The sequence below is a fragment of the Acinetobacter tjernbergiae DSM 14971 = CIP 107465 genome (assembly GCF_000374425.1).
In the GTDB taxonomy this organism is placed as follows: domain Bacteria; phylum Pseudomonadota; class Gammaproteobacteria; order Pseudomonadales; family Moraxellaceae; genus Acinetobacter; species Acinetobacter tjernbergiae.
The window spans coordinates 124,602-148,153 of sequence record NZ_KB894354.1 but is presented as its reverse complement, the minus strand read 5'-3'; the positions used below and the strand labels follow the sequence as shown (position 1 = coordinate 148,153).

23 protein-coding genes are annotated in these 23,552 nt (G+C 37.7%); 15 read left to right on the top strand and 8 right to left on the bottom strand.

The features are described 5' to 3' along the window. Window positions 1-20 precede the first annotated feature (20 nt). The 6 genes from ybgC (at window position 21) to pal (ending at window position 5,034) form a co-directional block, all read left to right on the top strand. On the top strand, window positions 21-428 hold the full coding sequence (gene ybgC, locus C502_RS0101970) for a tol-pal system-associated acyl-CoA thioesterase (protein ID WP_023274565.1): 408 nt from the start codon (window positions 21-23) through the stop codon (window positions 426-428). Window positions 429-453: 25 nt separating this feature from the next. After that, on the top strand, window positions 454-1,152 hold the full coding sequence (gene tolQ, locus C502_RS0101965) for a protein TolQ (RefSeq protein ID WP_018677186.1): 699 nt from the start codon (window positions 454-456) through the stop codon (window positions 1,150-1,152). Then, window positions 1,152-1,604 (top strand): protein TolR, encoded by a 453-nt coding sequence (gene tolR / locus C502_RS0101960; RefSeq protein ID WP_018677185.1) that lies wholly within the window; start codon window positions 1,152-1,154, stop codon window positions 1,602-1,604. The genes tolQ and tolR overlap by 1 nt, the downstream gene beginning before the upstream one ends. 3 nt (window positions 1,605-1,607) lie before the next feature. Continuing rightward, on the top strand, window positions 1,608-3,059 hold the full coding sequence (locus C502_RS0101955; protein ID WP_018677184.1) for a cell envelope integrity protein TolA: 1,452 nt from the start codon (window positions 1,608-1,610) through the stop codon (window positions 3,057-3,059). A gap of 99 nt (window positions 3,060-3,158) precedes the next feature. Beyond that, complete coding sequence (gene tolB / locus C502_RS0101950) at window positions 3,159-4,442, top strand: Tol-Pal system beta propeller repeat protein TolB (protein ID WP_018677183.1); 1,284 nt, start codon at window positions 3,159-3,161, stop codon at window positions 4,440-4,442. Window positions 4,443-4,464: 22 nt separating this feature from the next. Beyond that, entirely contained in the window at window positions 4,465-5,034 is a 570-nt protein-coding gene (gene pal, locus C502_RS0101945; RefSeq protein ID WP_018677182.1) for a peptidoglycan-associated lipoprotein Pal, read from the top strand. A gap of 66 nt (window positions 5,035-5,100) precedes the next feature. On the opposite strand, the gene C502_RS0101940 is transcribed toward pal, so the two are convergent. After that, a complete protein-coding gene (locus C502_RS0101940; RefSeq protein ID WP_018677181.1) occupies window positions 5,101-5,286 on the bottom strand; it encodes an NF038105 family protein in 186 nt (61 codons plus the stop codon). Window positions 5,287-5,463: 177 nt separating this feature from the next. Between C502_RS0101940 and C502_RS0101935 the strand changes: the two genes are divergently transcribed. The 5 genes from C502_RS0101935 (at window position 5,464) to C502_RS0101915 (ending at window position 8,969) form a co-directional block, all read left to right on the top strand. Beyond that, on the top strand, window positions 5,464-6,435 hold the full coding sequence (locus tag C502_RS0101935; protein ID WP_018677180.1) for a class 1 fructose-bisphosphatase: 972 nt from the start codon (window positions 5,464-5,466) through the stop codon (window positions 6,433-6,435). A 293-nt stretch (window positions 6,436-6,728) separates the two neighbouring features. Further along, window positions 6,729-7,505 carry a TrmH family RNA methyltransferase gene (locus C502_RS0101930; protein ID WP_018677179.1) on the top strand — a complete coding sequence of 259 codons (777 nt, stop codon included), beginning with the start codon at window positions 6,729-6,731 and terminating at the stop codon, window positions 7,503-7,505. A gap of 157 nt (window positions 7,506-7,662) precedes the next feature. Beyond that, entirely contained in the window at window positions 7,663-8,274 is a 612-nt protein-coding gene (locus tag C502_RS0101925; RefSeq protein WP_018677178.1) for an RNA polymerase sigma factor, read from the top strand. After that, window positions 8,267-8,590, top strand: coding sequence for a hypothetical protein (locus C502_RS0101920; RefSeq protein ID WP_018677177.1), 324 nt, complete (start codon window positions 8,267-8,269; stop codon window positions 8,588-8,590). The genes C502_RS0101925 and C502_RS0101920 overlap by 8 nt, the downstream gene beginning before the upstream one ends. Continuing rightward, window positions 8,580-8,969, top strand: a complete 390-nt coding sequence (locus C502_RS0101915) for a DUF3106 domain-containing protein (protein WP_018677176.1) — start codon at window positions 8,580-8,582, stop codon at window positions 8,967-8,969. The genes C502_RS0101920 and C502_RS0101915 overlap by 11 nt, the downstream gene beginning before the upstream one ends. An 84-nt stretch (window positions 8,970-9,053) precedes the next feature. Here the strand turns inward: C502_RS0101915 and C502_RS0101910 are convergent, their stop codons facing one another. The 4 genes from C502_RS0101910 to cxpE all read right to left on the bottom strand — a co-directional run bounded on the left by C502_RS0101910 (window position 9,054) and on the right by cxpE (window position 15,434). After that, a complete protein-coding gene (locus C502_RS0101910; protein WP_026315712.1) occupies window positions 9,054-11,510 on the bottom strand; it encodes a CSLREA domain-containing protein in 2,457 nt (818 codons plus the stop codon). Window positions 11,511-11,527: 17 nt separating this feature from the next. Next, the gene (gene rbtA / locus C502_RS0101905; RefSeq protein ID WP_018677174.1) at window positions 11,528-13,414 is read right to left on the bottom strand and encodes a rhombotarget A; all 1,887 of its coding nucleotides are present in this window, start codon (window positions 13,412-13,414) and stop codon (window positions 11,528-11,530) included. A 116-nt stretch (window positions 13,415-13,530) separates the two neighbouring features. Next, window positions 13,531-14,226, bottom strand: a complete 696-nt coding sequence (gene hda / locus C502_RS0101900; RefSeq protein ID WP_018677173.1) for a DnaA regulatory inactivator Hda — start codon at window positions 14,224-14,226, stop codon at window positions 13,531-13,533. A 20-nt stretch (window positions 14,227-14,246) separates the two neighbouring features. Continuing rightward, a complete protein-coding gene (gene cxpE / locus C502_RS0101895) occupies window positions 14,247-15,434 on the bottom strand; it encodes a chloramphenicol efflux transporter CxpE (RefSeq protein WP_018677172.1) in 1,188 nt (395 codons plus the stop codon). A gap of 134 nt (window positions 15,435-15,568) precedes the next feature. Here cxpE and purM point away from each other — a divergent pair, with 134 nt between their 5' ends. The 3 genes from purM to C502_RS0101880 all read left to right on the top strand — a co-directional run bounded on the left by purM (window position 15,569) and on the right by C502_RS0101880 (window position 17,869). Next, entirely contained in the window at window positions 15,569-16,639 is a 1,071-nt protein-coding gene (purM, locus tag C502_RS0101890) for a phosphoribosylformylglycinamidine cyclo-ligase (protein WP_018677171.1), read from the top strand. Beyond that, entirely contained in the window at window positions 16,636-17,265 is a 630-nt protein-coding gene (purN, locus tag C502_RS0101885; RefSeq protein WP_171067601.1) for a phosphoribosylglycinamide formyltransferase, read from the top strand. The genes purM and purN overlap by 4 nt, the downstream gene beginning before the upstream one ends. Window positions 17,266-17,341: 76 nt before the next feature. Next, window positions 17,342-17,869, top strand: a complete 528-nt coding sequence (locus tag C502_RS0101880; RefSeq protein WP_018677169.1) for a hypothetical protein — start codon at window positions 17,342-17,344, stop codon at window positions 17,867-17,869. A gap of 61 nt (window positions 17,870-17,930) precedes the next feature. Here the strand turns inward: C502_RS0101880 and C502_RS0101875 are convergent, their stop codons facing one another. Together C502_RS0101875 and sppA are read right to left on the bottom strand one after the other, a co-directional pair. Continuing rightward, a complete protein-coding gene (locus tag C502_RS0101875) occupies window positions 17,931-18,725 on the bottom strand; it encodes an alpha/beta fold hydrolase (RefSeq protein WP_018677168.1) in 795 nt (264 codons plus the stop codon). 186 nt (window positions 18,726-18,911) lie between these two features. Continuing rightward, the gene (sppA, locus tag C502_RS0101870) at window positions 18,912-19,934 is read right to left on the bottom strand and encodes a signal peptide peptidase SppA (RefSeq protein WP_018677167.1); all 1,023 of its coding nucleotides are present in this window, start codon (window positions 19,932-19,934) and stop codon (window positions 18,912-18,914) included. Between the two features lie 138 nt (window positions 19,935-20,072). On the opposite strand from sppA, the gene C502_RS0101865 reads away from it, so the two are divergent. Beyond that, the gene (locus C502_RS0101865) at window positions 20,073-21,029 is read left to right on the top strand and encodes a lysophospholipid acyltransferase family protein (protein ID WP_018677166.1); all 957 of its coding nucleotides are present in this window, start codon (window positions 20,073-20,075) and stop codon (window positions 21,027-21,029) included. Between the two features lie 71 nt (window positions 21,030-21,100). Here the strand turns inward: C502_RS0101865 and C502_RS0101860 are convergent, their stop codons facing one another. Then, complete coding sequence (locus tag C502_RS0101860; RefSeq protein WP_018677165.1) at window positions 21,101-23,527, bottom strand: DNA internalization-related competence protein ComEC/Rec2; 2,427 nt, start codon at window positions 23,525-23,527, stop codon at window positions 21,101-21,103. Window positions 23,528-23,552: the final 25 nt, after the last annotated feature.

Below are 23,552 nucleotides of genomic sequence, written 5' to 3'. Positions count from 1 at the left end.
TGCAGAAACAGGTTAAAGATATGGCTAATCATTTTGAGTTTAATATTCGTGTATATATCGAAGATACAGACGCAGGCGGTATCGTTTACCATGCCAATCACATTCGTTTTATGGAACGTACACGCACTGAATGGTTACGTGCATCGGGTGTCGATCACTACTGGCATCAACAAGACTACAACTTCGTAGTACATCAAATTCAGGTCAAATATGTACGCCCAATATTAATGGATGACTTAATTACCGTTACAGCACGTGTTATTTCGTGTAAAGCCGCATCTTTTGTGTTGCAACAAAATATTTATCGTGGTGAAATCTTGCTGGCTTCAGGTGAGGTTACGTTGGCATGTTTAAACAAAGAACTTATGCCGCGTAGACTTCCTGCGGAAATACGTGATCTGATTCAAAAAGAATTGGCACAGGACTAAAAATAAACTTTCGGCACAGTGACTTATGGCAACAAATTTAGAATCTTCTCTACATATTTCTGACCTGATTTTACAAGCAAGCCCTGTCGTGCAATTGGTCATGCTAATCCTATTACTGGCATCAATTTTTAGCTGGTATTTGATTGCCAAATTACACATGGGCTTTAAAAAAGCAAGTCAAAATGATGAGCATTTTCAAAAGATGTTCTGGTCAGGTGCCGAATTAAATACGCTCTATAACAATGCTCAGTTAAATTCTAAACGTAACGGCTTAGAAGACATCTTCTATCAGGGTTTGGGTGAGTTTTTTAAACTACAGAAACGCAAAGCTGATACGAATCAAACCATCGAAGGTACGGAACGTATTCTTCGTGTAGGTTTAAGCCGTGATCAAGGCGGTTTAGAACAAGGTTTGGGAGCACTTGCAAGTATCGGCTCTGTTGCGCCTTATATAGGCTTATTCGGTACGGTTTGGGGCATTATGAATGCCTTTATCGGTCTTGCTGCCGTTGATCAAGTGACATTGGCAACCGTAGCACCAGGTATTGCAGAAGCACTCATTGCAACAGCAATCGGTTTATTTGCAGCGATTCCTGCTGTGCTGGCTTTTAACCATTTCACAGCGAAAGGCGAATCAATTTATTCAGATCGTGCATTATTTGCCGAAGAAATGGTCGCTCTTTTACAGCGTCAAGCCATTGGGTCGACACAGGAAGATGCATAATGGCGATTCAACGATCTGGACGTTTTGAACGCATCAAAAAACCACTGAAAAGCGATATGAACGTTGTACCCTATATTGACGTCATGTTAGTACTTTTGGTTATTTTCATGGTCACTGCACCCATGATTACCAGTGGCATCAAAGTAGATCTTCCTCAAGCCAATAATAATCCTATTGAATCGAAAGATATGCCTGCAATGGTGACGATTGGTCAAAATGGCAATATTTATTTGCAATACCAAGACCACAAAGATAGTGAGCCTCTTTCACTTGAGCAGCTTGAAACTATTTTGAGTGATGCTCAAAAGCAAGCGGAACAAGAAAATAAACAACTCACTGTATTAGTCAATGGTGATAAATCTCGTCCTTATGGTGAAGTTGTATCACTTATGGCAAGTTTACAAGAAGCAGGTTTAACTCAAGTTGGTTTACTGACAGAGCCATTAAAATAAGTTATGAAAAAATTCCAAGAGCCACCTTTTAAACAAAATGCAATTGCGCTAGGTTTTACCCTTGGGGTACATGCAATTGCGATTGTTGGCTTGCTTTTCTTAGGTCTGAGTAAACCACCAGAGCAACCGAAAAAACTGACAACTGTTCTCATCAAGCCAAAAGACTTACCACCACCAATGGCAAAACCTGTAGAACAGGAAACGGCTGCTAAAAATCAAGCGGAAGAAATATTAAGCCCTGTTGTAGATAATACTCAACCTGAAAATCTTCCGATCACTCCTCCAACGCCGACTGCACAACAACTCGCTGATGCAAAACAAAAAGCTGAACAACAACAAGCAAAGTTGGCAGAACAAAAAAAGAAAGCTGAAGAAGCAGCAGCTCAAGCAAAACAAGCAGAAGAACGTCAAAAACAGGCAGAAGCTCAAGCCCAGAAACAACGTGCTGATGAGGAAATAAAACGCAAAACAACAGAGCAAGCTGCCAAAGACAAGGCTGCCGCTGATAAAGCTTCTAAAGACAAAGCCGCTGCTGATAAAGCTGCAAAAGACAAGGCTGCTGCTGATAAAGCTGCAAAAGACAAGGCCGCTACTGATAAAGCTGCAAAAGACAAGGCTGCCGCTGATAAAGCTGCAAAAGACAAGGCCGCTGCTGATAAAGCAGCTAAAGACAAGGCCGCTGCTGATAAAGCGTCTAAAGATAAGACCGCTGCTGATAAAGCAGCTAAAGACAAAGCCGCTGCTGATAAAGCAGCTAAAGACAAGGCCGTTGCTGATAAAGCAGCTAAAGACAAGGCCGCTGCTGATAAAGCGTCTAAAGATAAGGCCGCTGCTGATAAAGCAGCTAAAGACAAAACCGCTGCTGATAAAGCAGCTAAAGACAAAGCCGCTGCTGATAAAGCTGCAAAAGACAAGGCTGCTGCTGATAAAGCTTCTAAAGACAAAGCCGCTGCTGATAAAGCTGCAAAAGACAAGGCTGCTGCTGATAAAGCCTCTAAAGACAAAGCTGCTGCTGATAAAGCTTCTAAAGACAAAACCGCTGCTGATAAAGCTGCAAAAGACAAAGCCGCTGCTGATAAAGCTGCCAGAGACAAAGCGGATACCGAAAGAGCCGAAGCAGATGCAAAAGCGGCGGCTGCAAAAAAGGCAGAGCAAGAAGCTGCTCAGAAAAAGGCGGATGCGAAAAAAATCGCTTCAACAGCTAAACGTGATTTTGAAAATAAAATTAAGCGTGCTTGGGATATGCCCGCAAACTCATCGGGGCAAAAAGCAACTGCCCGTGTAACACTTAGTGATAGCGGTGCTGTTTTATCTGTGATTGTGAATTCTAGTGATCCTGATGTAAAAGCAAGTGTAGAAGCCGCTGTTCGCGCTGCTGCCCCTTACCCTATGCCAGATGATCCTGATGCACGTCGCGAAGCAAGAAGCTTTACTTCAAGTTTTACTGCAAAATAGTAATAAATAGTTAACGTTACATGCTTTTAATAGAACAAAGCATGTAACTATGTTAAATAATCAACAGCCACAAAAATACGAACACAAGTAATTGTAACTATGGACAAGACCCGTAAACATCTCATCTCCTTAGCAGTTTTTACTGCGATCAGCGCAATTGTTCCGACAACAGCTTTTGCACAATTACACCTTGAAATTGCAAAAGCGCCTGAACAAGCGCCTAAAATTGCAATTATCCCTTTTACAAATGACAGCTCGCTTTACCCAATTATTGAGAATGACTTAAATCGTTCAGGTCGATTCACAAGCGCATCTCAAAACTTACCTGCAACTGCAAGCATCAACCAAATCCAAGCTGGTGATTGGCAAAATGCTGGTGTGCCCTATGTGGTAGTTGGTCAAATTAAAACCATCGATGCAAACACATTTGAAATCCATTACCAACTCTATGATGTACAAAAACAACAATATTTATTAAATGAAGTCCTGACTGTACCAAGTTCTCGTGTTCGCCAAGCTGGGCATATGATCAGTGATGCGATTTACCAAGCTTTAACAGGTATTGCGGGTGATTTCAGCGGTCGTATTGCGTATGTATTACGTAATCAAGAAACCCCTGCTCAACGTTATACATTACAAATTGCCGATACTGATGGCGAACAACCTAAAACGGTACTGTCATCACGAGATCCAATCCTCTCCCCAACATGGACACCTGACGCTAAAAAAATTGCTTACGTCTCTTTCGAAACTAAACGTCCTGCAATTTATATTCAAGATTTAGCAACAGGTCAACGTGAGGTTTTGGCGAGCTTTAAAGGCTTAAATGGTGCACCAAGCTTCTCACCTGATGGGCAATCCATGCTTTTCACTGCCTCTATGCATGGTAATCCTGAAATTTATCAGATGAATTTAAATACGCGCCAACTACAACGTATGACCAATGACTCAGCGATTGATACTGAAGCACGTTATGCACCTGATGGAAAATCATTTATTTTCACCTCAGATCGTGGCGGTTCTCCACAAATTTATCGCTATAGTTTTGATGATAGTTCAGTCAAACGTCTAACCTTCAAAGGTGCATTTAATGCACGGGGTACTTTAAGCGCTGACGGTAAAAAGATTGCTTTAGTTCATCGACCAAGTGGTAGTAACTACAAAGTTGCACTGCAAGATATTAGTACAGGGATTACTAATATTTTGACACCAACCAGTTTAGATGAATCACCAAGCTTTTCACCAAACGGACAAATGGTCGTTTATGCAACACGTGAAGGCAATCGAGGCTTACTGTCTATTATGTCTACAGATGGTCGTTTCCGTATGAATTTACCAAGCGAACAAGGTGAAGTCCGTGAACCTGCTTGGGCACCAAAATAAATTTGATCAATTGGAGAATCACATGAATATTAAATACCTGACACTTCCATTGTTGGCGGCGACAATTGCATTCACGGGTTGTGCAAGCCGTAAACCTGCTGCTGAAATCACAGCGGGCAATACAGCACCAAATACGTCAACCACGGTAAGCACTGACGGACTAAGTGAAGATGCTGCATTGAATGCACAGAACTTGGCTGGCGCTTCATCAAAAGGGGTAACTGCCGCGAACAAAGCATTTTTAGCGAAACGTGTCGTTCACTTTGATTACGATAGCAGCGATCTATCAAATGATGACTATCAAACACTTCAAGCACATGCTCAATTTCTCATTGCAAATGCCAATTCTCGTGTCGCATTAACAGGTCATACTGATGAACGTGGTACGCGTGAATACAATATGGCCTTGGGCGAGCGTCGTGCGAAAGCTGTTGAAAGTTATTTAATTACCAATGGTGTAAGCCCTCAGCAACTCGAAGCTGTGAGCTATGGTAAAGAAGCACCTGTAAATACAGGACATGATGAAGCGGCTTGGAAAGAGAATCGTCGTGTAGAAATTAACTACGAAGCCGTACCACCATTATTAAAATAATCATTTAGTATTTCAGTTTCCAATAAAAATGCTCACATGATGTGAGCATTTTTATTATCACTTTAATTATGATGAAGACTCTGGCTTCGGCTGAGGTTGCATCGACTCAATCATATCGTGTTTATTAAACTCTTTATATTCAGGCTTTGCTTCATACTCTTTCCAAGCATCTTGGACATTTTCTTTCGAAATCGTATCTAAGCTAATTGATTCGCTTGGCGTGGGGGTAGCTTCAAATTTTTTGGTTGACATCGTTCCTCTCCAAACTTCCTGTTTAGTATCCGACCAACATAGCATGTAATAGAATACTTGTAATCATAAAAGCAACATAAATAAAGTAAGATAATTTCTATTTTTGAGCGATCTCATCTAGAATAGCCACATTCTTTTTCTCAATTCTTTGACGCGGCTAAATCGGAGCGATTCAATATGTCAAACCTTACATTGTCCCAATATTTAGAACAACAAAATGGGAATTTGACACCAGAGTTGGCACAAGTCATCGAAACAATTGCTGCAACATGCCAAACGATTGACCAAGCACTACAAAAAGGTGCTTTGGCTGGCATCTTAGGTAGTGCTGGCAATGAAAATGTTCAGGGTGAAACACAAAAGAAATTAGATGTCATTTCTAATGACTATTTAATTGATGCTTTAAAAGTTCATCCACAAGTTGGTGGCTTAGCTTCCGAAGAGTTGGATGATTTCACCCCTGCTCAAGAAAACGGAAAATATTTAGTTTTGTTCGATCCACTAGATGGTTCAAGCAATATCGACATCAATATGTGTGTGGGTACAATTTTCTCAATCCTTCCTGCTCAAAATTCAGTGACTCAATCGGCTGACTTTATGCAAGCAGGTACAGAACAAGTCGCTGCTGGTTATGTGCTTTATGGCCCATCAACAATGCTCGCACTTACTGTTGGTACTGGTGTTGCATTCTTTACATTTGATCCAACATCTCAAGCATTTCTACTTACAACTGAACAAGTACAAGTTTCAGCAGATACACAAGAATTTGCCATCAACTCATCAAATCAACGTCATTGGGAAAATCCTGTAAAACGCTATATTGATGAACTTTTGGCTGGAAAGACTGCTGTCCGTGAAAAAGACTTTAACATGCGTTGGGTCGCATGTATGGTTGGTGATATCCACCGTATCTTATGTCGTGGTGGTATCTTCCTTTACCCTTATGATTTAAAAGATCCTAAAAAAGCAGGTCGTTTGCGCTTAATGTATGAAGCAAATCCAATGAGCATGTTAATTGAACAAGCTGGCGGTGCTTCTACGACAGGACGTGTTCGCATTATGGAGATCCAACCAACAGAATTACACCAACGTGTTCCTGTTATTATTGGTTCTAAAAATGAAGTTGAACGTGTAACAAGCTATCATTAATCGGCTAAAATTTATTTTGAAGTTTTAATCGCTAGAAGCATCATTACTCACAACTTGAGTAAACCAAAGCAACTCAGGCTTTGGTAAAAATAAAGATGATTTAGGTTTTACTGAGCTTGCGCTACGTTATTCATAGCGCAAGTTTTGCTTAATTTCTCTAACAGAAAAATAGGCAAAACCTGTACCAAGTTGAAATATATCAACTGAAATATCAGACACAGTACCCCCTCAAACAAGATGAGAACTCATCGTCATCACATTCGTTAAAGTCTTATTTTATTGAGTATATTTTCATGGCAGTCATTTTTTTAGAATCAAAAGACAATGCAAAAATTAAACATTTGCGTGGATTAATTGAACTCAACAGCGCTCGAAAAAAACATCAACAAACCGTTCTAGAAGGCACACATCTCTGTTTAGCATGGCTACAACAACAGAAAAAACTTTTTTCTTTATTCACAACAGAACAAGCACTAGAACATGCTGATCTACAAAAAGTAATCGAATTGCACCAAGGTCATGTATTTGTGATTAGTGAAGTGCTCTATAAAGATTTGAGTACTTTAGGCACAACACTACCTTGTTTAGCGATTGTTGATCTCCCTAAAACATCATTAACAATTGATTTTAAGGCTGATACTTTAATCTTAGAAAATGTTCAAGACCCTGGAAATGTTGGTACGCTATTGCGTTCGGCTGCCGCAGCCAATATTAAACAGGTAATCTGTACACAAGGCTCTGCTTCACTTTGGTCACCACGAGTTCTCAGAGCAGGTATGGGCGCTCACTTTAGCCTATATTGTTTTGAAAACTTTCAATTAACAGATATTCTTCCTAAATTTCAAATCCCTGTGTTTGTTACGAGCTCACATCAGTCTACAAATTTATACACAAAAGATTTAACACAAACATGTGTTTGGATTTTAGGCAATGAAGGACAAGGTGCGAGCGATTATGCTTTAGAACATGCTCAAGCTGTTGCTATCCCCCAACCTGGCGGACAAGAGTCTCTCAATGTTGCGATTGCAGGTTCAATTTGCTTTTTTGAAATGGTTCGCCAACGTCAATAAAAACGTTAAATTATTTTAAATACGATTTTTTTAATGAAAAAATCCATTACACTCATAAAATAATTGCTTAAGTTGTCAACGCATCCACCATTTTCAACGTTATATAATTAATGAATTGAAATAATGGTGGGTATCCATGACAGGATTTTCCATCTCTATGGATTTAGCACCGAAACAGGCTCGAACTGGAAACGGTACTGATTGTAGTACGGTTGAACAACGTCTGCGTTTTTTTATGCAGGACGTGACAGGTCGTGCGCTTGTGATGATGGAAAGTGCAACACAGGGACAGCAAGGCATTGCAATGGATTTGGTACAAGAAGCCTTTATCTCATTGCATAAATCATATTCAGATAAAAGTATTGAAGAATGGTATCCATTATTTTATACGATTTTAAATAACAAATTACAGGACTGGAGACGTAAAGAAGCACGTCGAGCGACCCCTTTTTCATTATTCAAAAAAATTAGCTTAGACGATGATGAGGAAATTATTGATGTCGTAGATGAATCTACGCCAAATCCATTCGAATTTCTAAACCAAGAAGTCACAATGGATGAAATTCAGGCTGCCATCAACCAATTACCAGTACGTCAACAACAAGCATTTATGTTAAGAGCTTGGGAAGGTTTTGATACCATGACCACTGCTCAAATTATGAGTTGCAGTGAAGGTAGTGTAAAAACCCATTATCATCGTGCAATCCAAGGGCTTAGAATTGCTTTAGAGCATTTAAATCCACATACGGGAGGGTCATCAAATGAATAAAGATGAGTTCACTAAATCAGTGACTTCCAAGCTCGATCAACTTGCAAAAGAACAACATCACAATAAGATGTTAGTGATGAATCATGTTCTAGATACGGTACAAAACAAACAAACATCGTATTACAGTCTCTGGAAAATGGGAGGTTTTGCCTTAGCAGCAGCCCTTATGGGTGTTGTCGTATTACCAAGTTCTTTACAATTGGCTGATAAACCACAAAATCAAGTTATTGTAAATCCAAAGCTCTCACCACAAATGGTTGAAGATATGGAAATGTTAATGGTACTCGGTGAGGATAAAGCTCAACATGGCAGCTAAAAAATTAGCCCTAGTCGTGTGTACATTGGGCTTATTGCAAACAAGCTTTGCTGGTTCAGAGCGTTTTTGGGTATTCTCAAAACCCAATAAACCAACAACAGAAGAAGCATGGGATGATTTGTCTCCAGAAGAACAACGCGTTCTCATTAAACGTTACCAAAGCCTAAAAGAAATTCCAACAGACCAAAGTTCTCAGCTACAACAACGAATGGAATGGTTTACTCAACTTCCTGAAGATGAAAAACAAAAAATGCGTGACGTTTGGCAAAAAATGAGTACCCAAGAGCGTAATAGCTTACGTAAACGGATGCAGAATGCCAGCACAGAAGAGAAAGTCAACATTCGAGAAGAATATTTAAGCAAATACTCGGAACATTAACCCCCTCTATTTAAATTTATTTTTATAAATTGTTAGTTTACAAAATAAAAATAGCGCCTTATGGCGCTATTTTTATTTTAACCATTATTTTCTAAAACGACGATACATGAATAAACTAATTAAACCGAATATAGAGAAAATCCCTGTACTACCGCCCCCACCACTAGCCGCAGGTCGAGTATCATCACTAGTAGTCGCCGTGCTAATAACTTTGACAGTCGCTTTATTAGAAATAATTCCATCTGCATCATATACTTGATAATTAAATTCGTAGTTAAATTTATTAAAAATATTCACTTCTTGAATATAAATATTCCCACCATAACATATTTCTTTCTCATCAGGTGCTGGACAAGCTCCTTGACGATCAGCTGTCACCGTTATATTAGTACTTGGTACGTTGGATAAACGAATTGGTAACCCAACTTTTTCTTCATTTTCCCAAAATGCTGATTTATTAGGCTTATCATCTGGACCTTTACCCCCCTCACCAGTATCACCATCATCATTCGCAAAATTTAATAGATTTAAAGCAACTTTTTCTTTTTGCTGATATTTTAGCGTAACGGATGTATCTTTTGCATTTGGAGCAATATTATTAAATGAGGCTTTGATTAGACCTGAAGACTCGACAGGATTAGTACTACCAGGCTTCGATTTAATGGTATATTTACAGAAATCTTTATCACCGGCTTGGGTTATACTGTCATCTTTACGGTAAAAAATAATTTGTCCCAGATCACTATTCCATAGACAAACCAAATTAGGATCTTTTATATTTGGATTTTTATCAATATCATCTAAATCTTCAATCTGCCCTCTTAATAAAGCTTCAGTTGTTACATCATAAAGATCTTTATTAAAGAACTGTAGTTTATGAGTACCATCTGTTTGCTCAACTTCGTCAGGTAACGGTAATTTATAGTTCTTTAAATCAATATAAATTGCACGATAATGAAGATTATCCTTAGTTTTTGCTAAAAGATTGTTATATATTTCAAGATTTTCTTTATCTGATGTAATTAATCCTGAATCATCTGGATTTTTAACTAAAAACTCAAAATCATCAACTTTTTTCTGGTATCCAGCAATTATAGTAGCAATTGATACATTTGATAAATCCTCTAAATCACCTGCAGTTAATTTCATTAACTCAACTGAACCAACATCACAACTATTACGGCCATCTGGATTATAAAATAAAGTACCATCAGCAATTCGAGCTATTCCTCTTTGATCACTCTCATCACATCCATCTGCACCGAGCTTACTTACATCAATTAAAATCGAATTTTTCTTCGGATAGTATAATGGTAAAAATGCAGTATATTCAGTTGAGCTCTGCAAAGGACTTAATATTTGTCGAATATCAGTTACACCACTTACATCAATATTTTTATTATCTGTTGGTAATATATCGCTTGGTAAATCACAAATATTCGACCCAGTTTTTACCAAAGCATTATAATTAGCTGTAATGTTAGCATTTTTCAATCCAGAAGCTGCTCCAAGTAAATATCGACATGCATATTTACTTGTATTATGAGATAAAATATTGAAATATAAATTTTTTGTACCGAGAACATCATATAGAAAAACTGTATATGCCCTATTCTCAACAATTGTATTACTAGTTAATGTCAAATCACTACTTTTACTTAAAATGCTTGGTGTATTATTTGGGTCAGTGCCTACTTTGGTATCACCAGTAAACTTAATTAAATTTCCATTCGATATATTTACTATATTTTTAGCTATCGTATTTGTACTTAATGTGACTACTGGCTCACCACAAAGCTCAAGCATACTACTAGAATTTTCGGACCCATTCGCAATCAAACTACTATAATTAATTGTTATGGTTCGTTTAGAATATTTTTGATCATTGATACAACTCATTCCAATCACGCTACCAATAGGTGCTCTATTGGATTGAATTGCACTATTTGTAATGGTTAAGGATCCTGAAGGGCCTGCTAGATAAATAGCTCCACCTTCAGTATTAGATTGGGAATTTAAAATTTGAGTATATTGTAGACTGACATTATTACCAGCATAAATCGCACCACCTTCAGCCGTAGCTTGTCCACCTTTTAATGTAATATAGTTAAGTGATAAAGTTCTCCCACCGACTGCCGTATTAAAAATACGTGAATTATTCTTAGCATCAATTATTGTTTTAATTGTTGTTTGAGCAGGATATTGATTTGTAATAACATTTTTCTTCTCCCAATTCGCAGGCGTAGCACCTAAAATCAGAACATCAACCATTGGCACCAATTCTTTATTTAGAATATAAGTTCCGGCCTCAAGCTGAATACTCTTAGTTGTTGATGGCAGAATATCTGAAATTGTACATCCACCATAAGACGTCCGTCGCTTAGCAGTTTCCAATGCTTCTCGCAATGAGCAGGCATTTGCATTCTCACCATCTTCATCAGCAAATGTGGTAACTTTAATAACATCATCATTAGTTGCCGCAATCAATGGCATTGTTGCAACAACAAGTGTAGCTAATATTCCTTTTTTATAATTTTTCATCATTAAATCATCCCTGATTAAGCTTTATATCGACGTAAACCAATTAACCCTAGTAACATGAAAATCGCAGAGAAACCAATACTTCCTCCACTAACATTGACAGTCTTACTTTGAAAATTATTTGGTGGATCTTGGACAATAGTTGTAGGAATTGTAATGTAATAGTTTGAGACATCATTAAAACGTGTGGTTGTTGTCATAATGCGCATATTAAATTTATCTGCACCATGCCAATTTCCATTAGGCACATAAATCACATTTCCATCTTGATCTAAGGTCAATTTACCTTTAGAAGATGTTTGTGTCTGTACAATCTCTAAACAGCCAGGCTGCCATGGTTGTCCATTTTTATCTTTTTCCATATTTAAAATAGCTTTACATGATTCTGGGTCAATCAGTTCACCATCCAAAAGACTATCTGTAATGCTAAATTTGGCAATCTGTCCATATAAAATATCTTGACCTGCAACCGCGATATCTGCGCGATCAACAGTTAATTCAATAGCACCTAAATCACAGAACTCATCATAACCACTTCGATTTTTACTACGTTGATCAACTGTTTCACAGCCTGCCAATCCAACTGTACTACCATCACTATAGATTCGACCTTTATTTACAATCAATGAATCAGAAAGTTTAAGATAAGACATTAATAATCGAGGTCTAAAAAAACCTAGCATTTGATCTTTCGGTGTGTAATAAGGACATAACAAACCATCCGCAGGTGGTGCATTACATACACCCTGGTCTTCCACGCCACCAGCAATTAACTTATGCTTAGGATCATTCTTATTCCAAAGAAAATTTGGACGCGCACTAGGAGGGTTTAAATTACATTCTGCTGCAACCAAGTTGCTTTGTATTACCGATTCATCACCAGCAGCAGCCATACAATTATTGTTATTATTATCTACAATAATACTGTTCGAGATATATGCACTTGGCTGCTTAGTCGTTGTGGTTGTCGTACCACTCGTAGTCGTTGAAGTCCATTGTGGTGCCTGCAAATATAAACCACCTGCATTTTTTATCATTGTTATATTATTTAAAATCATACCTTCACGAATATTAGCGATATACCCGCCTTTATTGTGAAATATAGTTGTATTTCTCAACCCAGAAATACCAGTATACAGTGCAGCCCCTATTGTTTCATCGGTGAAACCTGTTTGTACATACAATATAGAACCTTCAGGTGCTGATGTACCTTCATTATCTCTAATTACAGATTGAGATATAATATAACGTGGCATTTCACTATAGATAGCAGCGCCACGATCAGCTTTATTATTCTGTAGAATAGTACTATTTAAACTAACAAAACCGGCCGTTTTCTGTGTACTTGAATAAATACCAGCATTATAAATTGCACCACCTCTATTGGCTGAACCATCAGTCAACCTAGAGTATCTAATACTTAGTGATTCACGATTATAGATTAAACCACCATCATTAATTTTATTAGATGAACCTTTTAAATTTAACTCGTTAAAAAATACTTCAATTAATTCCTTTTCAATACTTCCATCATCAATTAAAAATAATCTATCAGCACCGACCATCTTCAGAGTCGGGTTATTTAAACCCTTTTTACTATCATTAAAATCACCACTACTCTCCGCATTAATCGTCAGCGAAGCTTTTATTTCTATAGATTTATTTATTAAATACTCTTTGTCACGCTGTAAAATAATGATTGATGAGGCATCTTTATTACCACAACCATGATAACCATTTTCATACTCTTTTTGAGCGCGATTATTTAAAAATGTTACAGCTTCACGTAATGAGCAAACGGTATCATCTTTGTCTTCATCAACTAATGTTGTGACTTGAATATCCGCAGAATAAACATGTCCAGTAATCGCAAATAAAGCGCAGGCAAGCGTCCGTTTGAGCATACCGTTCTCCTTCTATTTTTCATTTTTCTTAGTATTGCAAACTACAAATTTGCAACCACATTCCTTTGTGCGTACTTTGTCATAGCTGTCAAAATTACTCAAGAATTTTTATGCGATTAGCGATATTCATCAATTAATGCATAAATTTGCCTCAATGTTGTATTTGAGAGTTTGGTTTTCTCGCCTTTTAACATTTTTTCAAGTTGAGCAAGTGTTTGTAATAAAATAGATGCCTGATGTGGCCCATTGTTTAATAAATAGTCTACTATTTGTTGATCAAAGTGAATCCCTCGTCGAGTCATAACAGATTGAAGCAATGCTTGTCGATCTGTATATGAACTACCATTTGGAACTTTCACACTGACTGCTTGCGTTAATCTAGACTGCAAATCAGGTAGTTCTAATTTTAATTCTATGGGTGCTACACGAGAAGAAAATACCAATTGCCCCTCATGATTATTCATCAAATGAAAAACAGCTTTTTGCCAGTGAGGTACACCACTAATTGCATCTATATCATCTAAAGCAACTAAATCATAAAATTCGAGTGAAGTAATTGCTTCAATGGGCGCATCCAATAATTCTAATAATGATACTTTAATTGCGGGGCGACTTAATTCTAAATATGAATCGCAAATTGCAGTGAGTAAATGGCTTTTACCAGTTCCAGCACCACCATAAACATAAAACCGATTCACTAACCCAGTATGTAGTTGTCGAATTGCATCAACGACAGGTCCCCAACCTGGCCCCGAAAAATCACTGATTCGGGCATCCAATTGAGGTTCTATGTCTAGTTGTAGTTGACGCATATAGCTAATGTTTTCCCCAATTACTTTAAATCATTCGAATTTGATGGCTCTGTATCTTGCGAGTTTTTGATTTCAATATCAAGCTCAGTATACTCTACTCTGCCCTGAATCTGCTGGGTCTCACCTTGCACAACAACGACTGGTAATCCATACAGTTTACTCTTTTCATAATTTTCTCGAGCATGTTTAAGCAAGACAACAATGACTGCAGCAACAGGTAATGCAATTAACATCCCCAAGAATCCCGCGAGTTGTGCCCCAGCTAATACTGCAAAGACCACAGCTACAGGAGATAAGCCAATCTTATCTCCCAATAAAAAAGGTTGTAAAATATAGCCTTCTATCATTTGCCCAATCATAAAAACAACACCAACAAGAAGGAGTTGTGTCCAATCTAAACCAAACTGGAAAAGAGTTGCTATAACTGCGGCAATAATTCCAACACCAAAGCCTAAATACGGGATAATACTTGCTAAACCAGCAATCATGCCAATGATCAAACCAACTTCCAAACCTATAAGTTGTAAACCAACCGCATAAACAATACCAAGTAGAAACATTACAAGAAATTGTCCCTTCACAAAGGCGCCAAGTACACTATGACATTCGCTAACGATTGTTAAAGTAGATGTTTCATAAGGACGTGGGATCAAACGGCGAAAACTCTGAAGCATTCGCTCCCAATCAAGTAAGAAATAAAAAGAAATAATTGGAATAAGGATAAATACCCCACCAAGTTGAATAAAGTTCAAACCAGACTGAGCTAAACGTAGAGCAAAAGTTTGAATACTGTCCGCACTATAATTGGTTTGAATATACTCCATTATTGCTTTTGAAATCTGCTCAGTATCCAGCTCCATTGGTACGACATTAAAAGTATGGGATACCCAAGGTAAAAAGTTTCCATTCACCCAATGAATGCCTGCTGGAATACTATCTCGAGCATAAATCAACTGTTTCCAAACCAAAGGTACTAAGAACCATAAAACGACTGTTACCGTGACACCAATACCAATAAATACGAGGCTAATTGCAAGCCAGCGAGGTAACTTAAATTTAACAAGAACATCAACTAGAGGGCTAAACAAATAAGCAATAAAGAATGCGGCTACAAATGGCAGCACAACTGGTTTTAATAGGTATAACACCCAGAGTAATAATGCGAGTCCAGCGAGGATAAAGATACGACGTAGTACCTGATCTTGCATAAAATCTAGCCTTTTTTCGTGTAATCGTTATAAATGGGAAAAAAATTTAATTAAAGATAGCATTTTCGAGCATAAATAACATAAGAGTTTCGTATATTCAGGTTATAATCTGCCGCCAATGCGGAGACTTCACTATGAGCAACTCAACTTCTACCCCAAATACTGGTTTAAGCTATAAAGATGCGGGCGTCGACATTGAAGCGGGCGACGCACTGGTCGATCGTATCAAATCTGTCGCTAAACGCACCACTCGTCCTGAAGTAATGGGCGGTCTTGGTGGTTTTGGTGCACTATGCAAAATTCCAAAAGGCTATGAAGAACCTGTATTGGTTTCTGGCACAGACGGCGTAGGTACAAAATTACGTTTAGCGTTAAACCTAAATCGTCACGACACGATTGGTCAAGATCTTGTTGCAATGTGTGTAAACGATTTACTTGTTTGTGGTGCTGAACCATTATTTTTCCTAGACTACTATGCAACAGGTCATTTGAATGTTGATGTTGCAGCAAATGTAGTAACAGGTATTGGTAAAGGTTGTGAACTTGCTGGCTGTGCACTCGTTGGTGGTGAAACTGCTGAAATGCCAGGCATGTATGAAGGCGAAGATTATGATCTTGCTGGTTTTGCTGTTGGTGTAGTTGAGCATAGTAAAATTATTGATGGCACTAAAGTAAAATCTGGTGATGTACTCATCGGTGTTGCATCAAGTGGTGCTCACTCAAATGGTTACTCATTACTACGCAAAATTTTAGATGTTAAGAATGTTGATTTAACTCAGATCGTTGATGGTCGTCCACTTGCAGATGTTGCAATGGAACCAACACGCATTTACGTAAAACCTGTACTCGAACTTTGCAAACAAGTTGATGTCCATGCAATGGCTCATATCACAGGTGGTGGTTTACCAGGTAACTTACCGCGCGTTCTTCCAAATGGCGCACAAGCTGTAATTGATGAATCAAGCTGGGAATGGTCAGAACTATTTCAACTGTTACAACGTGAAGGTAATGTAGAACGCTTTGAAATGTATCGTACATTTAACTGTGGCGTTGGTATGGTAATCGCTGTTGATGCAAGCGAAGCTGATAAAGCAATTGACCTATTAAATGCTCAAGGTGAAAAAGCATGGAAAATTGGTCATATCCAAGAAAATGCTGAATCAGTTGAAGGTGCAGACGAAAAAATTCGCGTGATCTTTGCATAATGAGAATTGCTGTACTTGTCTCAGGCAATGGTAGCAACTTACAAGCCCTGATAGATGCAAATCTATCGGGGCAAATCATTGGTGTACTCTCAAATAAAGCTAATGCCTATGCATTACAACGTGCTGAGAAAGCCAATATTGCAACCGCTGTTATTTCACATAAAGATTACCCAGATCGAGAAAGCTTTGACGATGCTATGCATCAGCAATTGCTTGCATGGGAAGTTGACTTCGTCATCCTTGCAGGTTTTATGCGTATTTTAACGCCAAACTTTGTCAGCAAATGGCAAGGTAAAATGTTAAATATCCATCCCTCTCTCCTCCCTGTTTATAAAGGGATTAATACACATCAACGCGTATTAAATACTGGAGATCGCCTGCATGGTTGCACCGTTCATTTTGTCACTGCTGAACTTGATGCTGGACAAAGTATTGCGCAATCTGCAATTCAAGTAAGTTTGCATGATACTGTAGACAGCCTAGCGCAACGTGTGCATAAGTTGGAACATTTTATCTACCCTCAAGTTGCAGAGTGGTTATGTAACGGTCAACTCACTTGGACAAATGGTCAAGCCTATTTCAATAAAAAACCTTTAGAACGACCAATTCAGTTTGCTCAATTCTAAAAATAAAACGCATCTTCGGATGCGTTTTTTGAAAAATATAATTCTTAATTTTTAAATAATTAGATTTCAGCCTAAAATGAGCACATCTGAATTTATACTGAAAAATCAGCTACATATAAAGCTTTGGACTCAAAACTCTCCGATTTTACCTTTCACAGATATCCCACCATCGTCTTCGTATCGCAAATACACAATTGTCCTCGAATTGTTTCAACCTCGTGGCGGAAGATTTCTCTATGGTTTACTGGGTGCAGAAGTGGATATAAATTTAGAAAATCGTGAAATCATCCTAGATTTAACAAACCGTAATTTAGAAAATCGTCTTTTTCAATCTGATTTTCTGAATGAACTTGATGAAGCAAAATATGGTTTGCCAATTGAATATGCTACAGAATTACAAAAATTTATATTAGAAATATCCAATCAGATGAAATTTAATGATTTATATAAAATAAACTTTTGTTTTGCTGCTCATAGTGATATTGGATCTAATATCAAAATTTTCAAATTTTTAGCATTATTAATCCTTCAATATATACAAAATAGTGAATTAACTTTAGATGATCTAAATCAAACACAAAAATTCTTAGATCAAAGCATATAAAACCCAAAGTATGTATTTAAGATAGATCGAAAATACATACTTTCTTATCGGCATGTTGCATTTAGAAATTAATCAAACTTCTAATTTTTTCCACAGTTTCAGTCGGATGCTCTAATGGGAACATATGTCCGCCCTCAACAACGGAGAAAGGAATACCCAATTTTCGCTGTGCGACTTGAGGAAGTTTCTGTTTTAAGAACACACTCTCACGACCAACGACCAAATGAACAGGTACTTTAGGCTTTGGCATAGGTAACCACCACATCGAAGGTGTTGTTCTAAACATCGCAACTTCATCTACTTTTGGAATAGTCAAGGTCACCCCCCCCTTCAGTGGATCATGAGTCAAAGCATGCTGAATATAAGCTTGGAAACAATCTGCATCAAAGTGTTGATAGAATCCTCTTGAACTCAACAACTCTGCGGCTTGTTCACGAGACTCCCAATGATCACGGCGACGTACCGATAGACCTGCTGGTGTGATTTTATCGACCAATTTAGGCTTAAACACTTTAGCAAGATGAAAAGCAAAAGAAGCCTTACCAATAATAAATGGTGGATCAAGCATGATCACTTGAGAAAATAATTCAGGACGACGATAAGCCGCCATTAATGTCAATACAGAACCCAATGAATGCCCTAGACCAATGACTTTTCGACCTTGTGATTGCTGCACAATACTATCAATGATTTGATCAACCAAATACGTCCAACCATGTGTAATCGGATAGCGTTTATCCGTGCCAATCTCTGCCACATAGATAATGTCATATTGATCTTTTAACTGGTCAAATAGCTTTTGATAAACTTTAGAAGGAACACCATTGGCATGTGCAAAATGAATCAAAGGTTTCATAAGCTTGTCTTTCAATTTATGTATTGATGGGTCGATTATCTCGCGCTGCAAATGCTTTGCAATTTAAAAGGGAGAACTGTCCAGTTACATTTAGGACAAAAAGGCTGTGAATTTCACAGCCTGAGTATGAGCAATATATTTTTCAATAAAGCCAAGCTTTAATCGAAATACATGACTATCTATACATTATTGTATTTTTGCGTTTTGTTGGGTTTCCAATTGTGCTGTAAGAGAACTACTAATCCCCTCACCAATTTTCGTACCCATACGCCCTAAAATAGACTCTAATGGATTACGTTGAACGGTATAATCCACTTTTTGATCTACTTTAAGATCACGCATCAACGTAGTAATACTACCACTACGATCTGCAATGCCAAGTGCAATTGCTTGCTCACCTGTCCAAAATAAACCAGAGAAAATTGTAGGATCATTTGATTTCAAACGTTTACCACGACCTTCTTTGACTGCATTAATAAAGTGTGTATGCACATTATCTAAAACTGCTTGTACATGTGCTTGCTGTGCAGGATTGATTGGTTTCGTCATGCTCAGAATATCTTTATTATTCCCAGAAGTTAAAGTGCGGTCTTCAACACCTAGTTTTTGTGCTAAGCCACTCAAACCATAATTCGGCATAATCACACCAATTGAGCCAACTAAGCTTGATGGATTGACAACAATCTCATCTGCCGCAGAAGCGATATAATAAGCACCAGATGCCCCCATATCACCAATCACAGCATAAACTTTTTTATCTGGATGTTGTTTTTTCAGATAACGAATCTCTTGCCAAATCTCATCAGACTGGACTGGTGAACCACCAGGAGAGTTAATATTTAGAACAACAGCTTTGCTTCCACTCGCCTCAAATGCACGATTTAATGCCTTATTGGTATCTTCGCTATTGACTGTAGATTGACTGCTTGACGAGTCAATTGTTCCAACAATATCAACAACAGCTAAATGGTCACTGCTCACATTCGTGGTTGATTTCTCTGCTGAGGTCGAACACCCTTTAGTCATTGCAATCAATACGATAAGTAAATATGCAAAGCCCAAGCATTTAAAGAAAATGCTCCAACGGCGGCTACGACGTTGTTCTTCGACAGAAGCTAAAACAGCTTTTTCTAAAATTTGCCATTCTTTACCTGTCACATTATTGCTATTTGTAGGTTCATTTTGTGGTTTTGGTGGCCAATCGGACATATGATTCCAATCCAATATATTGTAAAGTGGCTTTATTATATACGCGGATTTATAGAAAACTGTTTAAATAACTTGTTTTAACTTATAATTATTTTATACGCTATACTCTTCTCTTGTAATTTTTTTAATGTTTGATATATGGCACACCCAAAATCAACAAATAGCAATTACCGTCTCATACAAATCCTGAGTCATCAACCACTTGTATTAGGTCGTTTTATAGCACGCTTTGTTGCGCTACTAATCAACGCACTTCAGCTTTCCAAGCTATCAAAAATCATACAGCTCAATCTACAAATTGCATTTCCTGAACGATCTAAACAAGAAATAAATCAATTAAAAAAACAAGCAATTAAAAATGAACTGACCTCTTATTTTGAATTTGTGAGCATTTGGGGGGCATCAAATGAGAAAAACATTCAGCGTATTCAAAAGATTCATGGCGAGCATTATTTTCATGAAGCTTTAGCACAGCAAAAAGGGTTAGTCCTCGTCATTCCTCATTTTGGAACTTGGGAAGTTATGAATGCATGGCTATCGAAGTACACACAAATGACAATCCTTTATAAGCCTGTTAAAAATCCCGATGCTGACCGTTTTGTCCGTGATGCACGTAGTCGTGAGCAAGCAAATCTTGTTCCTACTGATGAAAGTGGTGTTCGTCAGATTTTTAAAGCGTTAAAACAAGGTGGTACAACCGTTATTTTACCTGATCACACCCCTGATCATGGTGGTGATATGGTCAATTATTTTGGTCTACCACTTGCCTCTAGCAGTTTAAGTGCAAAGTTGATTCAAAAAACAAAAGCACGCACGTTATTACTTTATGCAATCAGAAATGATCAAGGTGGCTTTGATATGTATATCGAGCCCATCACCCCCCAAATTTATGAAGGTAGTGCTGAAGATGGTACACTGCTCATTCATCAAACTTTAGAAAATCTAATCCAACGCTATCCTATGCATTATCATTGGAGTTATAAACGATTTAGCGCTCACCCAAGCTTAAATCAGATTTATGATATTGATGCTGATGAGGCTTTAGCGAAGGTTGCTGAAGTTCGTAGACAGGCTCAACAACAAGAGAATATTTAACTTAAGCCGAGTCAACTCGATTACATAGAATATGGCTTTCAGGAATGTAAATCGAATACAAATAACTTAGGCTATTTTCTCTCCAGCCATCTTATTTGCTGTCTTTGTTGTTTGAGTTCAACTTTGCCATTTTCAAAAACAAAGCTGATCGTTCCTGCTTGAACTGTCGTCAGCAATGGAATATTTAAAGCTTGTAAACGGTTTTTTAATTCCTGACTCGGATGACCATAACGATTATCAAACCCTGCTGAGGCAATTGCCAATTTAGGTTTTAACATCGCTAGAAAATCATAAGCAGAACTATGTTTACTACCATGATGCCCCAGTATCAAAACATCCACTTTTAAATCGGGATATTGCTGCAATAATTTATATTCAGCCTCCCAACCTGCATCGCCCATAATCAAAAAGTTTTGATAAGGTTGTGCATTCAAAAATTGTAAATACACCACGCAAGAATATTCATTTTGCTGATCCTTTGCATAAATCAGCTCCTCCGATCTAGGCAATAAAATTTCAATGTTCAGATTAGGATATGACCAATGCTGACCTTGTTGGCAAAATGAAAAATTATCTTTGAACTGCATTTTTTGATCATATTCATTTGACTGTACCTGAGTGATTGCAAAGGTTTTTTGGATCACTGGAAATGCACCACTATGGTCTTGATCAAGATGAGACAAGATCACATGATCTAAATAACGTATGCCTTGTTGCCTTAAAAATGGAATAACAACGCGCTCACCTAAACTAAATTTAGTTTCATTATACGAACCACCCGTATCAATCATGACGGTTTGTTCGGGATGTAGTAAAAGAATAGATTGTCCTTGCCCTACATCTAAAATATTTAAAACTGTTGGTTGTGCTTTCACACCAAGCAATATCGGCAGAAAACAAATCAAAGCCCAAGCTTTCGGAATCGTTCCTCTTGGCATAAATAAAATGATCAGACCAAGAATAAACATTAGCATCATCAACGGCGTATAACTTACACCATATAACTGAGGTGCAATCTGCTGTAACGTATCAAGCATCCACAGTAATAAAGACAATACAAAATCATTAAGTTGGAATAAAAACTTTCCTACAACTGGAATGGTGAGCCAAACACACGCAGCAAGAATATCCAATGGGACAACCACAGCACTCAGTACAGGAATTGCAATTAAGTTACTCAATGGGGCAACCCAAGAGACTTGCTGAAAGAAGATCAAAACCAAAGGGAGTAATGCGATAAAAATTTTAGATTGAGATTCAATCAGAGCTTTAGCAGCTAAAAATATTTTTTGTGTCCATGTCATCGGCTGATCTTGTGGTAATTGCGCGATGGTTTGATAAATTCTAAGTAAAATAAAACACGCACCATAGGAGAGCCAAAAACCTGCAGATAAGATACTAAAGGGATCAAACAGCAATAATAAACTTGCACTATAAATCAATATGCTAAACGGTCGAATTGACTGCTGAAAGAAAAGAAAAAGACTCGCAATCAAGACCGTTAAGAGCGTTCTCATCGCAGGAATTTCGAAACCAACACATGCAACATAGAACAGCACACTCAACAAAAATGGCAATAACACCAAAATTTGTCTCGGCTGCCATAAATATATTTGTGGACAATAACGTTGTACCAAGCGTTGTAAAAACCAAGTCAGCATCAAAGCAAAGATCAATACATGTGGGCCTGAAATCGCCAATAAATGCGAGATTCCAAGCTGTTGAAATTGTTGTTTTAAGGTATTGGGTAACAGGCTTTCATCACCTGTCAGCAAAGCTAAAAGTAAACCTTTATGCTGCAAGTTTGAAGTATTCAACATCTGCCGAAAGTCCAAACGCATGATTTCAACATTCAATAACAACTTGGCTTGCATACTTTTTTGTTGCTTTAAATATTGTTGATAACCCAAACGGTAAATTTCATCAGAGCTTAATGGTTGAATAGACTGCACTGAAAATGCAGACATAATATTTTGCTGCAAAAACCATTTTTCCTGATCAAATGCACCCGCAACCGCATAGCTATGTGCAGGCTTAATTTGACCATAAATTCGATAATAATGACCTAACTGTAAAGATAGCTTCTGCTTCAACTGACCTTTATTTTCTTGCAAGTAGAGCAACCAATTAACAGGTTGATCATGCCGATTCAGAACCTCAGCAACTTGTTTATGACCATCTTCGGTTAATTCATCTATGTTTTTAATATAAATAATCGCTTCAAAAGGCTGTGCCTCAAACTCTTTCAACTGAAGTCGTTGCTCTAATGCAGAATCTGCAAAATGATAGCCTGTAGCAAATAAGCCCCAACTTGCACTGATTAAAACGAATGCCTTATAAAAAGGGTGATAGAAATAATATTCTTTTTTGTATAACCCAAAACTAAATATTGCAACTGCAATAGCCAACCAAATCCACCATGTCATTCCAACAACAGTGAAGTGATGCCCCATGACTGCAATACCAGCAATCCAACCCAATAAAATAATTTTTAACATTTATTTGTAATGAAATTTTTGATTT